Raw genomic sequence first — 16,623 nt, 5'->3', positions numbered from 1 at the left:
TCACGGCAGGGGTCGCCGCGAGCTGGGGGTGGACGTGGAACTGCAACCGGGCCGCGAGGCCGTCGTCCGGGTCGCGGTCGCGACCCTGTGGTCCTGCCCCGAGGCGGTACGCCCCGTCGACCGCCCCGCCCTCGACCCGCACGCCGACGTCGCCGCCTGGATCTCCGGCATGGACCCCGACCAGCAGGTGGGTGACTGCGTCCTGAGCCAACTGCTGTTCGGGGAACGGGTGCTGGTCACCACGCTGCGCCCGGACGGCTGGGCGCACGTGGTGGCCGTCGAGCAGGCCGCCGCGACCTTGGACCCGCGCGGCTACCCGGGCTGGCTGCCGACCGCCCAGCTCGCTCCCCTGGCGGCCGACGACCCGCGGGGGGAGGCCGCCCCCTGGGTCGTCGACGCGACCGTCACCGCCCTGCGGGCCGCCCCGGCCGGCGAGCCGGTCGTCGCCGGCGTCGTCCTCGGCACCCGGCTGGCCCCGGCGGGCCCGCCGGCCGACGGCTGGCGCCCCGTGCACGCCCCCGGGCACGACCGGCCGCTCTGGCTGCCCGACAACCACCTCGTGCCCCTGCCCACCGAGCCCCCGCCCGCCCGGGACGTGCTGGCCGTCGCCACCCGGCTGCGCGACGTGATCTACGTCTGGGGCGGGGTGTCGGCGTACGGGATCGACTGCTCCGGCCTGGTGCACCTGGCCTGGCGGCGGTTCGGCGTGCTGCTGCCCCGCGACGCCGCCGACCAGGCCCTGGCGACCACCCCGCTGCCGCTGGGTGCCGAGCGGCCCGGCGACCTGTACTTCTTCGCCCGGCCCGGCCGGCGGATCCACCACATCGGCTTCGTCAGCGCCGAGCCGGACGCCGACGCGGACCGGCGCCTGCTGCACGCCTGCTACCAGCACCGACGGGTGCTGGAGGAGGTGATGCCGGCCGACCGGACCGCCACCCTGGTCGGCGTGCACCGGGTCTGACCCGTCGGCGTGCACCTGGCCTGACCCGCAATCGCCCGGCCCGGCGCCACGACTCCACCGGAGCCTCACCCGACCGGCCCGGTTCAGCCGCGAAGCGCGCTCCCGGTACCGGGAGCGCGCTTCGGTTGCCGTTCGAGCGGTTGAGCCTCGTCGGGGTTGGGCCGTCAGCCTCGGGCGCCGGCCAGCTCGCGCCGCCGGTCCCGGGCCGACTTGATCAGGCTGGCCACGGTCGCCACCAGCAGGGTGCCGAGGATTACCACCAGGGAGAGCCAGATCGGGATGTGCGGGGCCCAGCCCACCGGCTCCCCACCGTTGACGAACGGCAGGTTGTTGTCCGCCAGGGCCTCCAGCACCAGCTTCACGCCGATGAATCCGAGCACCACGGACAACCCGACAGTCAGGTAGACCAGCCGGTCCAGCAGCCCGCCCAGCAGGAAGTAGAGCTGGCGCAGCCCCATCAGCGCGAACACGTTCGCGGTGAAGACCAGGTACGGCTCCTGGGTGATACCGAAGATCGCCGGGATCGAGTCCAGCGCGAAGATCAGGTCGGTGGTGCCGATCGCGATCATGACGACCAGCATCGGGGTGAACAGTCGGCGAGCGCCCTCGTGCGTGGTCATCTTCGCGCCGTCGTAGTCCCGGGAGATCGGCAGCGCCCGCCGGCTCCACCGGATCAGCAGGTTCTCGGAGAAGTCGTCCTCGCTCGGCTCACCCTGGCGGAAGAAGTTGATCGCCGTGTAGATGAGGAACGCGCCGAACAGGTAGAAGACCCAGGAGAACTGCGAGATCAGCGCCGCGCCGGCGGCGATGAACCCGCCGCGCATGACCAGTGCCAGCACGATGCCGACGAGCAGCACCTTCTGCTGGTACTGCCGGGGCACCCCGAAGCGGGCCATGATGATCACGAAGACGAAGAGGTTGTCCACCGAGAGGCTGTACTCGGTGAGCCAACCGGTGTAGAACTCACCGGCCACGCCGGGGCCGGCGGTGAGCCAGAGCCCCACGCCGAAGATCAGGGCCAGCCCGACGTAGAAGCCGACCCAGAGGCTCGACTCGCGGATGCTCGGCTCGTGTGGCCGACGACCGATGATCAACAGGTCGACGACCAGGACCGCTGTCAGTGCGACGAGGGTCCCCGCCCACACCAATCCGGACACGTTCAATCCAATCCTCCGGCAGACACGCGGCGTCGGGCACACCGTACGCCCCGTGCGGGCGGGCGGGGTGCGGCAACGCGGACACTGGTGACTGTCGGAGGTCTCTTCCGCCACCGGCCCACGAGTGGACCGGTGACCGACGGAGCCGGGTCGCGCCACCGGGGCCGGTGGTCGACCGTGCTGACGAATCCGTCGCGGGGGAATACTCCCCTCCTTCGTCGCCATTCTTCACCATCGAGGCCTCCGACCGCACCTTCGGGTCCGCACATCGACGATCCCACCACGCCCGTCGTGACGGAAGTCTCTACCGACAGACCTTCCTAGGAGACCACCCCACCCACGCCCGACCCGCTGCCGCCCCGCCTCCGGCGACCAAGATCCTCCTGCAAATTCACGGAACGAGTGGCCATGCGGCGGTCCGAGGCCACTCGTTCCGTGAATTTGCACGTCTTGGCGGGCGGGGCGGGCGGGGGTGCGTCCGGTTGGCGGGACGGTCAGCCCGCGTCGTCCGGGCCGGCCGGGGACGTGGCAGGCTCGGGGGCATGGTGCTTGAGGTCGCGCTCATCGACGTGACGCCCGGACATGAGGACGCGTTCGCCGCCGCATACGCGCGGGGTCACGAGATCCTCGCCACGACGCCGGGCTGCCGCTCGGTGCGGATGACCCGCGGCGTCGAGTCGCCGTCGCGGTTCGTGCTGCTGGTCGAGTGGGACTCCGTCGAGGCGCACGAGGCGAACTTCCGGGGCACCGAGCGGTTCACCCGGTGGCGGGAGCTGATCGGCCCGCACTTCGCCGGTCCGCCGCTGGTCGAGCACTTCGTCGACGTCCCGGCCTGAGCGGCACCGGCAGCACCGGGTACGCCCGCCCGCAGCGGTCGGTCGCAGCGCCCGCCCACACCGGTCGATCGTCGATGTCGTACCCCTCGCCTATTGTGCGCCTGACGCGTCGGCCACCGGTCCCGGCGGGCTCGGGGCCGCCGGGCCCGGTGGGCGCGCGGCGATAGTCGCTGGTCGACCAGGTGATCGACTCCGCGAGCGGTTTCAACCGGCACCAGTGAGCCGCGCGCCCACCACCGGTGGGCGCCCGCGCCGGGCCCAGCCCTGTGGCGGCCGGGGTCGGGGCGGGTTCAGTCCTGCGGCGGACGGGGCCGGGGCAGCACCGGCACCGCCTCCGGCCGCACCCCGGAGGCCAGCGGGTGGCCGCCCGGACCGGTCGACGACGGCAGCGCCGGGTCGTCGGCCAGCCGGGTCAGCAGCGCCGTCGTCTCGGCCGCCGAGAGGGCGGCGTCGAGCAGCCGGTCGACCACCGCGTCGTACCAGGCGAGGTCGGCGGCGGTGACCAGCCGGACGTCGGTGGTCAACGCCTCGATCATCACCGTGCGGGGGTCTGCCGGGTCGGGGAAGGAGTACCGGGAGAACGGGGTCAGCGGGTGGGCGCCGCCGGTCGTGACGCCGGGCGGCATCACCCTGATCGTCACGTTCGGCTTGCGGGACAGGACGACCAGGTGGCGGAGCTGCTCGCGCCAGACTCCGGCCGGCACCCCGACCGGGTCGCAGGCGGTGAGTTCCAACAGGGCCGTGTAGCGCGGCGGCTCGGCGCGGTGCAGCACCTCCTGCCGGACCAGTCGGGCCCGCACGTCGGCCTCCACGTCGACGTCGGGGTGCAGCCGCCGGGCGCCCCCGAGACACAGTTGGGCGTACGCCGGGGTCTGCAACAGGCCCGGCACGACGGCTGGCTGGTACTCCACCACGGTCGCCGCCCCGGCCTCCAGCTCGGCGTACGCGCGCTGGCGCTCGCCCATCCCGCCGAGCGTCTTCCACCAGCCGCGACCGGTGGCCGCGTCCCGGGCGATGACGATCAGTGCGTCGCGTTCCTCGGCGGCGACCCGGTAGACGTCCAGCAGGTCGAGCACGTCGGCGAGATCCGGTCGGCTCTGGCCCAGCTCGATGCGGGACAGTTTGGAGGTCGACGCCCAGCCCAGCCGCTCGCACACCTGCTCAAGGGTGAGTTCCTCCCGCCTGCGTAGCTGGCGCAACTCGGCACCGAGTCGCGCACGTCGAATCACCGGACTCGTTGGCAACGGCATCCCCGCCTCCCAGGACGGAGAGTACGCAGATCGATCACACTCTGCAATACCTTGCTCGCCGTCCGCAACGGGCACGGGTGTCTCGCCCGTGGCCGCCGCCCGCATCCGCCGATGTCAGGGGCGGTAGGTGCCGAACGACGAGACGTTGCCCGCCGGGCCGGGCGGCGCAGTCCCGGGCGTGGTCGGTGTCGAACGGCGCGCGGGCGCAGGGGGCTCCGGTCACTTCACGCCAGCCGCGTCCATCCCCCGTAGCTCCTTCTTGAGGTCGGCGACCTCGTCGCGGATGCGGGCGGCCAGCTCGAACTGCAACTCCCGGGCGGCGGCCAGCATCTGGTCGTTGAGTTCCTGGATGAGCTGGGCCAGGTCGGCCCGGGCCATCCCCTCGCGGGACGGGCCCGCCGCGCCGATCCGGCTGCGGCTGCGGGTCTCCTTGACCGGCGCCTTGCCCCGGGAGAGCTGCCGCGCCGCCCCGCCGACCCGGGAGGTCTCGGTGTCCTCCGCCTCCCGGTAGATGTCGTCGAGGATGTCGTGGATCTTCTTGCGCAGCGGCTCGGGGCTGATGCCGTGTGCCTCGTTGTGGGCGATCTGCTTGTCCCGGCGCCGGTTGGTCTCCTCGATCGCCTCCGCCATCGACGGAGTGATCTTGTCTGCGTACATGTGCACCTGGCCGGAGACGTTCCGGGCGGCCCGGCCGATGGTCTGGATCAACGACCGGCCGCTGCGCAGGAAGCCCTCCTTGTCGGCGTCGAGGATCGCCACGAGGGACACCTCGGGCAGGTCGAGGCCCTCTCGGAGCAGGTTGATGCCGACCAGCACGTCGTAGTCGCCCTTGCGCAGCTCGCGCAGCAGCTCCACCCGGCGCAGGGTGTCCACCTCGGAGTGCAGGTAGCGCACCCGGATGCCGTTCTCCAACAGGTAGTCGGAAAGGTCCTCGGCCATCTTCTTGGTCAGCGTGGTGACCAGCACCCGCTCGTCGCGCTCGGTGCGCAGCTTGATCTCGTGCATGAGGTCGTCGATCTGGCCCCTGGTGGGCTTCACCACCACCTCGGGGTCGATCAGGCCGGTCGGGCGGATCACCTGCTCGACGAACTCGCCCTGGGCGCGCTCCAGCTCCCACGGCCCGGGGGTGGCGGAGAGGAAGACCAGCTGGCCGACCCGCTCCAGGAACTCGTCGAAGCGTAGCGGCCGGTTGTCGGCGGCGCTGGGCAGCCGGAAGCCGTGGTCGATGAGCATCCGCTTGCGGGAGGCGTCGCCCTCGTACATGCCGCCGATCTGGGGGATCGTCACGTGCGACTCGTCGATGACCGTGAGGAAGTCGTCCGGGAAGTAGTCGAGCAGGCAGTGCGGCGGGCTGCCGGGCAGCCGCCCGTCGATGTGCATGGAGTAGTTCTCGATGCCGGAGCAGAAGCCGACCTGACGCATCATCTCCAGGTCGTAGGTGGTGCGCATCCGCAGCCGCTGCGCCTCCAGCAGCCTGCCCTGCCGCTCCAGCTCGGCGAGCCGCTCGGCCAGCTCGGTCTCGATGTCGCGGGTGGCCCGCTCCATCCGCTCCGGGCCGGCGGCGTAGTGCGTGGCCGGGAAGATCATCAAGCTGTCGACCTCACGCACCACGTCACCGGTGAGCGGGTTGAGGTAGTAGAGCTTCTCCACCTCGTCGCCGAACAGCTCGACCCGGACGGCCAACTCCTCGTACGCCGGGATGATCTCCAGCGTGTCGCCGCGCACCCGGAACGTGCCCCGCTGGAAGGACATGTCGTTGCGGGTGTACTGGATGTCGACGAGGCGACGCAGCAGTTGGTCGCGGTCGAGCTCCTGCCCGACGGCGACCCGGACGGCCCGGTCGAGGTACTCCTCCGGGGTGCCCAGGCCGTAGATCGCCGAGACCGTGGCCACCACGACCACGTCGCGGCGGGTGAGCAGCGACATGGTCGCCGAGTGCCGCAGCCGCTCGACCTCCTCGTTGATCGAGGAGTCCTTCTCGATGTAGGTGTCGGTCTGCGGAATGTACGCCTCAGGCTGGTAGTAGTCGTAGTAGGAGACGAAGTACTCCACCGCGTTGTGCGGCAGCAGCTCGCCGAACTCCTTCGCCAACTGGGCGCAGAGCGTCTTGTTGGGGGCGAGCACCAGGGTCGGGCGCTGCAACCGCTCGATGAGCCAGGCCGTGGTGGCGCTCTTTCCCGTGCCGGTCGCGCCGAGCAGGACGGTGTTGCGGTCGCCACGCCGCACCCGGCGCTCCAGGTCGTCGATGGCTGCCGGCTGGTCGCCGGCCGGCTGGAACTCGCTGACCACCTGGAAGCGGCCGTCGAGTCGGGGAATGTCGAGCGCCATGACCCCAACGGTACGCCGGGGGTCCGACACGCTGCGGCGACTACCGTGAGTCAGTGATCGGCTTCAATATTCGCATTGTGTGGCACATCTCACCACGCTAGGGTATGGGCCGTAGGCCGCTCGCGGCGGCCGTCCGGGCCGGCGGCCTGGCCACAACGGCCGACACGCCCCCGGCACAGGGGGTCGCAGCACCCGGACATCACCGGCGTGCGCACCCGAGGTGGTCGCGCGATGCGCAGACCGGCCGCCGCGAGCGCCCCCGACAGGGGGCGATTCGGGCGTCACCTGTCACGCGCGCCGGACGTTCATCCTGCCGTGGACAACTCCCCCGCGCCGACGCCCCGACCCGACCGGGACCGTCGCCCACCGGGTGCCGGCGCCGGACCCGACCGGATGCCGCGCAGGCCGGGCGCCACCGCCGTACCCGGCCTGGACCGTCGTCCTCCGGCAACCGGTGCCGGACCCGACCGGAACCCGACCGGACCGGGCGCCGGCGCCGGACCCGGCCGGCGCGACGACGGGCGTCGGCGTACCACCGTGGTCGTCCTCGGGGTGATCGCCGTCGCCTCCGCCGTGGGCCTGGCCGCCGGTCTGCTGACCTGGGCGCCGACGGCCGCGGAGCCGGCCCGGCCACTGACCCCCGCCGAGGCGGAGCGGCTCGCCGCCGTGCGGGTCACCAACCACCGGGACGTCCGCTCCGGCCTGCGGATCACGATCGGCACCGCCGCCGCCCGCACCGACGTGGTGGGCTGGGTGGACTGGTCCCGGCCGCTGGCCTACCTGGACGTCGGCGGCCCGGGTGCCGGGCCGGGCCGGGGCCTGCTCCAGGCCACCCCCGGGCTGCTGATGGCCCGGCCCGACCCCACGGCGGTGCCGGCCCCGGCACCCCCGCCGCTGGTGCCCCCGGTCGACGGATGGCGGATCGCCGACCGGCCCGTCGACCAGCCCCTGCGCCCCGCCCTCGACCTGATCTTCGCGCTCGCCGCGTCGCGAACCGAGCCCGCCGGGGCGTTCCCTGCCGGTACCGCCCGGTGGCTGGCCCGGGCCGAGGCGGGCGGGCAGCCGGTGGACGTGCTCCAGGCCCCGCTGCCCGACGACGCCGGCCGGCGAGGACGCCAGGACGCCCCGGGAGGCGGTCGACCTGCCACGTCGGCCACGCCCACCGGCCCAGCCGCCCGCACCGCCTCCCCCGGCGCGCCCCGGACAACCGGCGCGCCCCGAACGATCCGGACAACCGGCACCGCCCGGACAACCGGCGCGCCCCGAGCGCCCCAGGCAACCGCTGCGCCCGGGGCGACCCGGGCAAGCGGTGCGACCGGTGGGACGGAACGCCGCTCCCCCCGGGGGGCGACCGCCACGTCGGCCCCACGCACCGTCTCCCACCCGCCCGGCACGGCGGGCTGGCCCGGCCCGGCGGTGAGCCTGCCGGCCGCAGCCGCGCGGCCCGCCGGCACCGCGCTCCTCGACGGGGCCGCGCGCTGGTGGATCGACCGGGACGCCCGGCTGCACCGGTTGGAGGGACGGCTGCCCGGCGGCGTGCCGGTGACGCTGGAACTGCAACGGGCCAACCGGCCGATGCTGTGGCCGGTGGCGGCGCTGGGCGGCCGGGCGGGGCTGCCCCGAGCGCTCACCGGCCCCGAGGAGGACCGGTTCGCGCGAACGGCGGCCCGGACACGCGCCGAGGGTGGCGCCACGGCGACCCTCACCGCGCCCGTCGCCCCAGGCGTCACCCTGCACGGCACCGGCTGGATCAGCTGGACCGAGCGGGCGGCGTACCTGTCGGTCGGCGCACGCGACGCGCCCGTCGGGCAGACCCTGCGCCGCTACGACGCCACCGGGGTCTGGTCGGCGCCGTACGCCGAGGACAGCCTCGTCGCACCGCCGCTACCGCCCCCACGCACCGGGTACACCTGGCAACGCGACGGGACCGGGGGCGACGACGTCGACGCGCTGCTGGCCGTCGCGCTGCGGGCCGGCTCGACGGCCGGTACGCCCCGGCCAGCCACCCGGATCCGCGGGGACCGCCTCGCCGACCGGACCGTCGACGTCATCGAGGTGGACGCCCGGGCCGGCCGGCTGCGCTACTGGATCGACCGGGCCGGCCTGCTGCGCCGGCTGGAGCTGCGCACCCGGCTCGGCACGTACGCCCAGCTCGACCTCGTGCCGGGGCGGGTGCCGGCGCTGCCGTCGCCCGTCCCGTCCGCCCGCGAGCCGCGGCGCTGACGGTCCGTCGCCGCACTGCTCCCCCATCGCCCAGGCGGACCCCATCGGGCGGCCCGGAACGACGGGTCAGGGCCGCCAGCCGGTCTGCGCGGCCCACTCCTCGGCGCGGTGGTGCTCCTCGTCGAACCACGGGTCCTTGGCGGTGGTGTACGTGACGGTGTCCGGCGCGCTGGCCGCCAACTCCCGCTTGACCGCCAGGTACGCCGCCCGCTGGTCCGGGTCCGCGCGCAGGTGGTCCCGCATCAGCAGGGCGTAGCGCCAGCCGGGCGAACCCTCCGGCCGCAGGTGCAGGTTCACCGGCCGGCCCGGGTCGGCGCTGCCGTGCAGACGCTTCTCCCACCGGTCGCTGCCCGCCGGCCGGGGACTGTCCCACCACTGGCCGGGCACCCGGGGGAACCCCGCGGTTGCGAGGCGGTCCGCCAGCGAACCGTCCGCCTCGGCCAGGTTCGACACCGTGAGCTGGATGTCGATGACGTCCTTGGCCGCCAGGCCGGACACGGCGGTCGACCCGATGTGGTCGATCCGCAGGTCGGCGGGGGCGATCGCGTGCCGGATCCGGGCGGCCAGCCGGGCGTACTGCTGGGGCCAGGTGGGGTCGGGGTCGGTCAGCCGCACCCGCTCGGGCCGGACCGCGCGCCCGTCGCGCACGTTCGCCTCGTACGGCAGCAGCCGGTCCCGCCACAACCGGTCCACCGCGGCGTGCAGCTCGTCGAGGGTGCCGTCGTTGGACAGCACCACGTCGGCCGCCGCCCGGCGGCGGGCGTCGTCGGCCTGCGCGGCGATCCGCCGCTCGGCCTCCGCCCGGTCCATGCCCCGGCCGCGCGCCAGCCGGGCCAGCCGGATCGAGACCTCCGTCTGCACCACGACCACGAGGTGGTACGTCGGCGCCAGCCCGACCTCGACCAGCAGCGGCACGTCGTTGACGACGACCGCGTCCGGGGCCGCCGCCGCGACGAGCGCGGCGCTCCGCGCCCGGATCCGGGGATGGGTGATCGCCTCCAGCCGGCGGCGGGCCGCCTCGTCGGCGAACACCACCGCACCGAGGGCGGCCCGGTCCAGTGCGCCGTCGGGGCCGAGCACCCGGTCGGAGAAGGCGGCGACGATCTCCGCCAGTCCCCCGCTGCCCGGGGCGACCACCTCCCGGGAGAGCCGGTCCGAGTCGATCACCACTGCGCCGAGCGCGGCCAGCCGCGCCGAGACAGCGCTCTTGCCGGACGCGATTCCGCCGGTCAGTCCCACCATCAACACCGGACCAGTCAACCGGATCCCGCGCGCCGAGCCAAACCCGGCTCGGCGACCGGTGCCGACGCCGGGTACCGACACCGGCGATGGCCCGTGATTCTGCTCGACCCAGGGATCCGGTGGCCTCGCCGCGGACCGGATGCCACCGGATCCTGGACCGGGGCCGGCCCCGGTCGGCCGGACCGAGCGACGCGGGCAGGCACGGGCACGGGCAGGCACGGACAAGGGACATGGACCGGGCACGCCGCACGGGCCGGTGCACGGTTCACCGCCGGTGCACGGCGAGGGCCCCGCCCCCGATCGACCCGGTGGAACCGGATCGGCGGGGACGGGGCCCGTCGTCGTCAGCGGGTCACTTGCCGCCGGCGAGCTTCTCCCGCAGAGCGGCGAGCGCCTCGTCGGTGGCCAGGGTGCCGGCCGGCTCCTCGGCCTGCCGGCTCGGGGCCGAGCTGGTCGAGGTGGTGGTGCCGCCGCCGGACACGGCCGGAGCCGGGTTGGCAGCAGCCTCGGCGTCGGCGGCGCGGGACGTCTGCACCTGCTTGGTGTGGGCCTCCCAGCGCTGACGGGCCTCGGCGTACTGGTTCTCCCAGGTCTCGCGCTGCTTGTCGTACCCCTCGAGCCACTCGCCCGTCTCCGGGTCGAAGCCCTCCGGGTAGATGTAGTTGCCCTCGGTGTCGTAGGTCGCGGCCATGCCGTAGAGGGTCGGGTCGAAGTGCTCCTCGCCCTCGACGAAGCCCTCGTTGGCCTGCTTGAGCGACAGCGAGATCCGGCGGCGCTCCAGGTCGATGTCGATGACCTTGACCATGACCTCGGAGCCGACCTGGACGACCTGCTCCGGGATCTCCACGTGGCGCTCGGCCAGCTCGGAGATGTGGACCAGGCCCTCGATGCCGTCGTCCACCCGGACGAAGGCGCCGAACGGCACCAGCTTGGTGACCTTACCCGGCACGATCTGCTGGATCGCGTGGGTGCGGGCGAACTGCCGCCACGGGTCCTCCTGGGTCGCCTTCAGCGACAGCGAGACCCGCTCGCGGTCCAGGTCGACGTCCAGGACCTCGACCTCGACCTCCTGGCCGACCTCGACGACCTCGGACGGGTGGTCGATGTGCTTCCAGGACAGCTCCGAGACGTGCACCAGGCCGTCCACGCCACCCAGGTCGACGAACGCGCCGAAGTTGACGATCGAGGACACGACGCCCTTGCGGACCTGGCCCTTCTGCAGCTTGTTGAGGAACTCGGTGCGCACCTCGGACTGCGTCTGCTCCAGCCAGGCCCGGCGGGACAGGACCACGTTGTTGCGGTTCTTGTCCAGCTCGATGATCTTGGCTTCGAGCTCGCGGCCGACGTACGGCTGCAGGTCGCGCACCCGCCGCATCTCGACCAGGGACGCGGGCAGGAAGCCGCGGAGCCCGATGTCGAGGATGAGACCACCCTTGACGACCTCGATGACCGAGCCGCGGACGACGCCGTCCTCGTCCTTGATCTTCTCGATCGTGCCCCAGGCCCGCTCGTACTGCGCCCGCTTCTTGGAGAGGATCAGACGACCCTCCTTGTCCTCCTTCTGGAGGACCAGGGCCTCGATGTGGTCACCGACCGAAACGACCTCGGCCGGGTCCACGTCGTGCTTGATCGACAACTCACGAGAGGGGATGACACCCTCGGTCTTGTAGCCGATGTCGAGCAGGACCTCGTCCCGATCGACCTTGACGACGGTGCCTTCGACAATGTCGCCGTCGTTGAAGTACTTGATGGTCTCGTCGATCGCGGCGAGGAAAGCCTCCTCGGAACCGAGATCGTCGTGGGTGACCCGGGTGGCGCTCGAGGGGGCCTCGATGCTGCTCGTCATGTGGGCGGTTGCTCCGGTCGGATGGGTTGTCACAGCAGGCTGGTGTCGCGGTGACCTGTTCGCGCCAGCGGATCCGTCGCCGGGCACACCGCATGATCGCTGAATGAGATCCTGATGTGACTCCGTCTGTGACTCCGTCGACCGCACGCCTTCTCCCTGCCGAGGCACGCGACCCGCGAGCGCATCGTCTAGCCTACCGTGTGCATTACCACAGCGTGCAAGCCCCGGGGTAAGTGATCCAGCCCGCTTTCGCGGTGCACCGTCACTTACGTCCCGACAAGCGGCGCTTTGCGCGGCCGGCCGGCTCCGCGCCACCCGCGGACCACCGCGACGGGCCGCGACCTGGCACGCGAACCCGACCGCGACCTGGCACCGCCTGGGGCCGGGCCGGTCGTCCGGGAGGCGGCTGCCGCTCCGGGCGCCGGGCCGGCCACGGCGCGGAACCGGGGAGCGGCCGGGGTGGCCACTAGACTGCCGCGATGACCGACGACCGGGCGGGTAGCGCCACCTACGCCGACCACGCCGACCCGCCCGGCGTGCTGCGGCGCCCGGTCACCGACGCGGAGAGCCGCCGGGCCAACCGCGGCTGGTGGGACGCCGACGCCGACGACTACCAGGCCGAGCACGGCGCGTTCCTCGGCGACGTGGAGTTCGTCTGGTGCCCCGAGGGGCTGCGGGAGGCCGATGTCCGGCTGCTCGGCGACGTCGCCGGACGGCGGGTGCTGGAGGTGGGCGCCGGGGCGGCGGCGGCCGCCCGCTGGCTGGCCACGGCGGGGGCGAGGCCGGTCGCGCTGGACCTCTCCGCCGGCATGCTGCGGCACGCGACGGCCGCCGCCGACCGCTCGGGTGTCCGGGTACCGCTGGTGCAGGCCGACGCGCTCGCACTGCCCTTCGCGGACGCGGCGTTCGACACCGCGTGCACGGCGTTCGGGGCGATCCCGTTCGTGGCCGACTCGGCGGCGGTGATGCGCGAGGTGTACCGGGTGCTGCGGCCCGGCGGCGGTTGGGTGTTCTCGGTGACCCACCCGATGCGCTGGGTCTTCCTCGACGACCCGGGCCAGGGCGGCCTGACGGCCGTGCACTCGTACTTCGACCGCTCCCCGTACGTGGAGCAGGACGCGTCCGGGGCGGCGACGTACGTCGAGCAGCACCGCACCCTCGGCGACCGGATCCGCGAGCTGGTCGGTGCCGGGTTCCGGCTGGTCGACCTGGTGGAGCCGGAGTGGCCGGAGGGACACGAGGGGATCTGGGGACAGTGGAGCCCGCTGCGCGGCCGGCTCTTCCCCGGCACCGCCATCTTCGTGGCCGAGAAGCCGGCGGACTGAGCCGGCCGCCGGCCGCGCCGCAGCGCGGCGCGCGGTGGCGCAGCGGGGCGCGCGGTGGCGCAGCCGTACCCCCGGGCCGGGCGCCGCCCCGAACGGGCGGCGTCGTTTCCGGCCGCGCCGAGGGGGTACCCGCACGGCATGGCCGAGAAGAAGTTTCGCAGGGGTGACCACGTCTCCTGGGCCAGCCACAGCGGTCGGGCCCACGGGGTGGTACAGGAGGAACTGACCGAGCGGACGCACGTGCGCGGGCACACCGTGAACGCGTCGCAGGACGAGCCGCAGTACCGCATCCGCAACGACGACTCGGGGCGGGACGTCGCCCACCGGCCGGAGGTGCTGCGCCGTGAGCAGGGCTGAGCGGGGACGCGACACCTACCGGGAGTTCACCGAGGCCGTGAACATGAGGCCGGGCGAGCTGTCGACGTGGCTGGAGACCGACGAGTCGAAGCAGGTCGGCTGGCGCCGGGGCGGCCGGGCGGGCGGCGGCGAATCGGTCGGGCACGAGTCCGGCCGGAAGATTATCAACCTGCTGCGACGCAGACGGGCCGAGCTCTCCGAGGCCGACTACCAGCACATGCGCAAGGTCGTCGGGTACGTCCGCCGGCACATGGCGCAACGCCCGTCCGGGGCCGTGCGCGACACGAAGTGGCGGTGGTCGCTGATGAACTGGGGCCACGACCCGCTCAAGTGAACGGGCCGCCGCCCCGGTGCGCGGCGGCCGGTCGCTGCGCCGGCCGGCGCAGCGTCAGTGGTCGGCGCTGTTCCAGTCGCGGCCCTCGCCGACGGAGACCTCCAGCGGCACCGACAGCGGGTACGCCCCGCCCATCTCCTTGCGCACCAGCGCCTCCAGGACCTCCCGCTCGCCCGGGGCCACCTCGAAGACCAGCTCGTCGTGCACCTGGAGCAGCATCCGCGACCGCAGGCCGGCGGCGCGCAGCGCCGCGTCGACGTGCAGCATGGCGACCTTGATGATGTCGGCGGCCGAGCCCTGGATCGGGGCGTTCAGCGCCATCCGCTCGGCCATCTCCCGGCGCTGCCGGTTGTCGCTGACCAGGTCGGGAAGGTACCGCCGGCGGCCCAGGACGGTGGAGGTGTAGCCGTCGTGCCGGGCCCGGGCGACGACCTCGTTGAGGTAGTCGCGGACCCCGCCGAAGCCGGCGAAGTAGTTCTCCATCAGCCCGCGCGCCTCCTCGGCGGTGATCCCGAGCTGCTGGGACAGGCCGAACGCGCTCAGCCCGTACGCCAGGCCGTAGTTCATCGCCTTGATCTTGCGCCGCTGGTCGGCGGTGACCTCCGCCACCGGCACCCCGAACACGGAGGAGGCGGTGGCGGCGTGGAAGTCGTGACCGGAGTTGAACGCCTCGATCAGCGCGTCGTCCGACGACAGGTGCGCCATGATCCGCATCTCGATCTGGCTGTAGTCGGCGGTGAGCAGGCAGTCGTACCCCTGCCCCACCACGAAGGCCCGGCGGATCCGCCGGCCCTCGGCCGTGCGGATCGGGATGTTCTGCAGGTTGGGCTCGGTGGAGGAGAGCCGGCCGGTGGCCGCCACGGTCTGGTTGAACGTGGTGTGGATGCGGTCGTCGTCGGAGACCGACTTGAGCAGGCCGTCGACGGTCGACTTCAGCTTGGCCACGTCGCGGTGGCGCAGCAGGTGCGCCAGCACCGGGTGCGGGTTCTGCGCGTAGAGCCACTGGAGGGCGTCGGCGTCCGTCGTGTAGCCGGTCTTGATCTTCTTGGTCTTGGGCAGGTTCAGCTCGCCGAAGAGGATCTCCTGGAGCTGCTTGGGCGAGCCGAGGTTGAACTCGCGCCCGATCTCGGCGTACGCGCCCTGCGCGGCGGCCTTCACCTCGCCGGCGAAGTGCGCCTCCAGCTCGTGCAGGTAGTCGGTGTCGGCGGCGATGCCGACCCGCTCCATGCCGGCGAGGACCCGCATCAGCGGCAGCTCCACCCCGGCCATCAGCCGGGCCGACTGCTCGCCGTCGCGGGACAGCTCCGCGTCGATCGCGTCGGCCAGGTCGAGGGTTGCCCGGGCCTGGAGCATCAGGTTCTGCTCGGCCTCGCCGTCGCCGCCCAGCCCCTCGAAGGTGAGCTGGCCGGTGTCGGGGACGTCGACCCGCAGCTCCCGGTGCAGGTAGCGCAGCGCCAGGTCGGTCAGGTCGTAGGACCGCTGGTCGGGGCGGGCCAGGTAGGCCGCGATCTGGGTGTCGCGGGCGATCCCCTCCAGCGCCCAGCCGTGCGCGGCGAACGCGAGCACCGCCGGCTTGCTGTCGTGCAGCACCTTGGGCCGCGCCGGGTCGGCGAGCCAGCCGGCCAGCGCCGCCTCGTCGGCCGCCTCCAGGCGGGCCGGGTCGACCCAGGCCGCCGCGCCGCCGGCGGTGGCCAGCGCCAGGCCGAGCACCGCGGCGGTGTGCCGCCGGTTGACGCCGGTGTCGAGCTTGACCGCCAGCCCGACCGGGGCGCCGGCCGCGTGCGCGGCGAGCCAGCCGGCCAGCGCCCCGGGCTCGGTGAGCACCTCGCCGGCCAGGTCGAACCCGGACTCGGCCTCCGGCTCGACGGCCTCCAGGTACTGGTAGAGCCGGTCGCGCAGGATACGGAACTCGAGGGTGTCGAAGACCTGGTGCACGGCCTCCCGGTCCCAGCCCTCCCAGCGCGCGCCCTCGGGGCGGAGCGGCAGCTCCAGGTCGGAGACCAGGCAGTTGATCTCGTAGTTGCGGATCACGTCGGCCAGCCGCTCGCGCAGGCTCTCGCCGGCCTTGCCCTTGATCTCGTCGGCCCGGGCCACGACCCCCTCGACCCCGCCGTACAGGTTGATCCACTTCGCGGCCGTCTTCGGTCCCACGCCCGGCACGCCGGGGAGGTTGTCGCTGGTCTCGCCGACCAGGGCGGCCAGGTCGCGGTAGCGCTGCGGGCCGACGCCGTACTTCGCCTCGACGGCCGCGGGGTCCATCCGGGCCAGGTCGGAGACGCCCTTACGCGGGTAGAGCACCGTGATGTTGTCGTCGACGAGCTGGAAGGCGTCCCGGTCGCCGGAGGTGATCAGCACCGACATGCCCTGGTCGCGGGCCTGGCAGGCGAGGGTGGCGATGACGTCGTCGGCCTCGTAGCCCTCCCTCTCCACCACCGGGATCTGCAGCGCGGCCAGCACCTCCTTGACCAGGCTGACCTGGCCCTTGAAGTCGGCCGGGGTCTCGCTGCGGCCCGCCTTGTACTCGGCGTACCGGTCGGTGCGGAACGAGTGGCGGGAGACGTCGAAGGCGACGACGATGTGGGTCGGCCGCTCGTCGCGCAGCACGTTGATCAGCATGGAGGTGAAGCCGTAGACGGCGTTTGTCGGCTGGCCCGTCGTGGTGGAGAAGTTCTCGACCGGCAGGGCGAAGAACGCCCGGTATGCCAGGGAGTGTCCGTCGACGAGGAGCAGGCGCGGCGTCGTAGCTGTCACGCAGGCGACTCTA

General features: G+C 73.3%; 11 protein-coding genes and 1 pseudogene. 6 read left to right on the top strand and 6 right to left on the bottom strand.

What is annotated here, in order from left to right; all coding sequences use genetic code 11:
• The first annotated feature begins 34 nt into the window (after positions 1–34).
• Positions 35–961 (top strand): NlpC/P60 family protein, encoded by a 927-nt coding sequence (locus OOK41_RS12425; RefSeq protein WP_266264717.1) that lies wholly within the window; start codon positions 35–37, stop codon positions 959–961.
• A gap of 164 nt (positions 962–1,125) precedes the next feature.
• Here the strand turns inward: OOK41_RS12425 and OOK41_RS12420 are convergent, their stop codons facing one another.
• Complete coding sequence (locus OOK41_RS12420) at positions 1,126–2,124, bottom strand: TerC family protein (RefSeq protein ID WP_117669770.1); 999 nt, start codon at positions 2,122–2,124, stop codon at positions 1,126–1,128.
• A gap of 536 nt (positions 2,125–2,660) precedes the next feature.
• On the opposite strand from OOK41_RS12420, the gene OOK41_RS12415 reads away from it, so the two are divergent.
• The gene (locus OOK41_RS12415; protein WP_266264716.1) at positions 2,661–2,954 is read left to right on the top strand and encodes an antibiotic biosynthesis monooxygenase; all 294 of its coding nucleotides are present in this window, start codon (positions 2,661–2,663) and stop codon (positions 2,952–2,954) included.
• A gap of 290 nt (positions 2,955–3,244) precedes the next feature.
• On the opposite strand, the gene OOK41_RS12410 is transcribed toward OOK41_RS12415, so the two are convergent.
• Together OOK41_RS12410 and uvrB are read right to left on the bottom strand one after the other, a co-directional pair.
• Positions 3,245–4,204: a helix-turn-helix transcriptional regulator gene (locus OOK41_RS12410; RefSeq protein WP_117669772.1), complete on the bottom strand. Its 960-nt coding sequence runs from the start codon at positions 4,202–4,204 to the stop codon at positions 3,245–3,247.
• Positions 4,205–4,423: 219 nt separating this feature from the next.
• Positions 4,424–6,532, bottom strand: a complete 2,109-nt coding sequence (gene uvrB, locus OOK41_RS12405; RefSeq protein ID WP_117669773.1) for an excinuclease ABC subunit UvrB — start codon at positions 6,530–6,532, stop codon at positions 4,424–4,426.
• A 537-nt stretch (positions 6,533–7,069) separates the two neighbouring features.
• On the opposite strand from uvrB, the gene OOK41_RS12400 reads away from it, so the two are divergent.
• Positions 7,070–8,755 (top strand): hypothetical protein, encoded by a 1,686-nt coding sequence (locus OOK41_RS12400; RefSeq protein ID WP_266264710.1) that lies wholly within the window; start codon positions 7,070–7,072, stop codon positions 8,753–8,755.
• A 66-nt stretch (positions 8,756–8,821) separates the two neighbouring features.
• Here OOK41_RS12400 and coaE read toward each other — a convergent pair whose 3' ends face one another.
• Positions 8,822–10,003, bottom strand: coding sequence for a dephospho-CoA kinase (gene coaE, locus OOK41_RS12395; RefSeq protein WP_266264707.1), 1,182 nt, complete (start codon positions 10,001–10,003; stop codon positions 8,822–8,824).
• Positions 10,004–10,349: 346 nt separating this feature from the next.
• A complete protein-coding gene (gene rpsA / locus OOK41_RS12390) occupies positions 10,350–11,843 on the bottom strand; it encodes a 30S ribosomal protein S1 (protein ID WP_117669776.1) in 1,494 nt (497 codons plus the stop codon).
• Between the two features lie 479 nt (positions 11,844–12,322).
• Here rpsA and OOK41_RS12385 point away from each other — a divergent pair, with 479 nt between their 5' ends.
• The 3 genes and pseudogenes from OOK41_RS12385 to OOK41_RS12375 form a co-directional block, all read left to right on the top strand.
• Complete coding sequence (locus tag OOK41_RS12385; RefSeq protein WP_266264703.1) at positions 12,323–13,168, top strand: class I SAM-dependent methyltransferase; 846 nt, start codon at positions 12,323–12,325, stop codon at positions 13,166–13,168.
• 138 nt (positions 13,169–13,306) lie between these two features.
• Positions 13,307–13,525 carry a DUF2945 domain-containing protein gene (locus tag OOK41_RS12380; RefSeq protein ID WP_117669804.1) on the top strand — a complete coding sequence of 73 codons (219 nt, stop codon included), beginning with the start codon at positions 13,307–13,309 and terminating at the stop codon, positions 13,523–13,525.
• Positions 13,512–13,856: pseudogene (locus OOK41_RS12375) on the top strand (DUF3140 domain-containing protein); the annotation flags it as partial. The gene OOK41_RS12380 and the pseudogene OOK41_RS12375, both read left to right, overlap by 14 nt.
• Before the next feature lie 57 nt (positions 13,857–13,913).
• On the opposite strand, the gene polA reads toward OOK41_RS12375, so the two are convergent.
• Positions 13,914–16,610, bottom strand: coding sequence for a DNA polymerase I (gene polA / locus OOK41_RS12370; RefSeq protein WP_266264700.1), 2,697 nt, complete (start codon positions 16,608–16,610; stop codon positions 13,914–13,916).
• Between the last annotated feature and the right edge of the window lie 13 nt (positions 16,611–16,623).

Source organism: Micromonospora sp. NBC_01655 (assembly GCF_026339755.1).
GTDB lineage: Bacteria > Actinomycetota > Actinomycetes > Mycobacteriales > Micromonosporaceae > Micromonospora.
This window is presented reverse-complemented; position numbering and strand designations above follow the sequence as displayed.

What these genes read in the sequence shown, in the direction of transcription:
- OOK41_RS12410 (WP_117669772.1), bottom strand. Translation starts at nt 4,204, where the DNA reads ATGCCGTTGCCAACGAGTCCGGTGATTCGACGTGCGCGACTCGGTGCC.
- OOK41_RS12380 (WP_117669804.1), top strand. Translation starts at nt 13,307, where the DNA reads ATGGCCGAGAAGAAGTTTCGCAGGGGTGACCACGTCTCCTGGGCCAGC.
- OOK41_RS12415 (WP_266264716.1), top strand. Translation starts at nt 2,661, where the DNA reads ATGGTGCTTGAGGTCGCGCTCATCGACGTGACGCCCGGACATGAGGAC.
- rpsA (WP_117669776.1), bottom strand. Translation starts at nt 11,843, where the DNA reads ATGACGAGCAGCATCGAGGCCCCCTCGAGCGCCACCCGGGTCACCCAC.
- OOK41_RS12385 (WP_266264703.1), top strand. Translation starts at nt 12,323, where the DNA reads ATGACCGACGACCGGGCGGGTAGCGCCACCTACGCCGACCACGCCGAC.
- uvrB (WP_117669773.1), bottom strand. Translation starts at nt 6,532, where the DNA reads ATGGCGCTCGACATTCCCCGACTCGACGGCCGCTTCCAGGTGGTCAGC.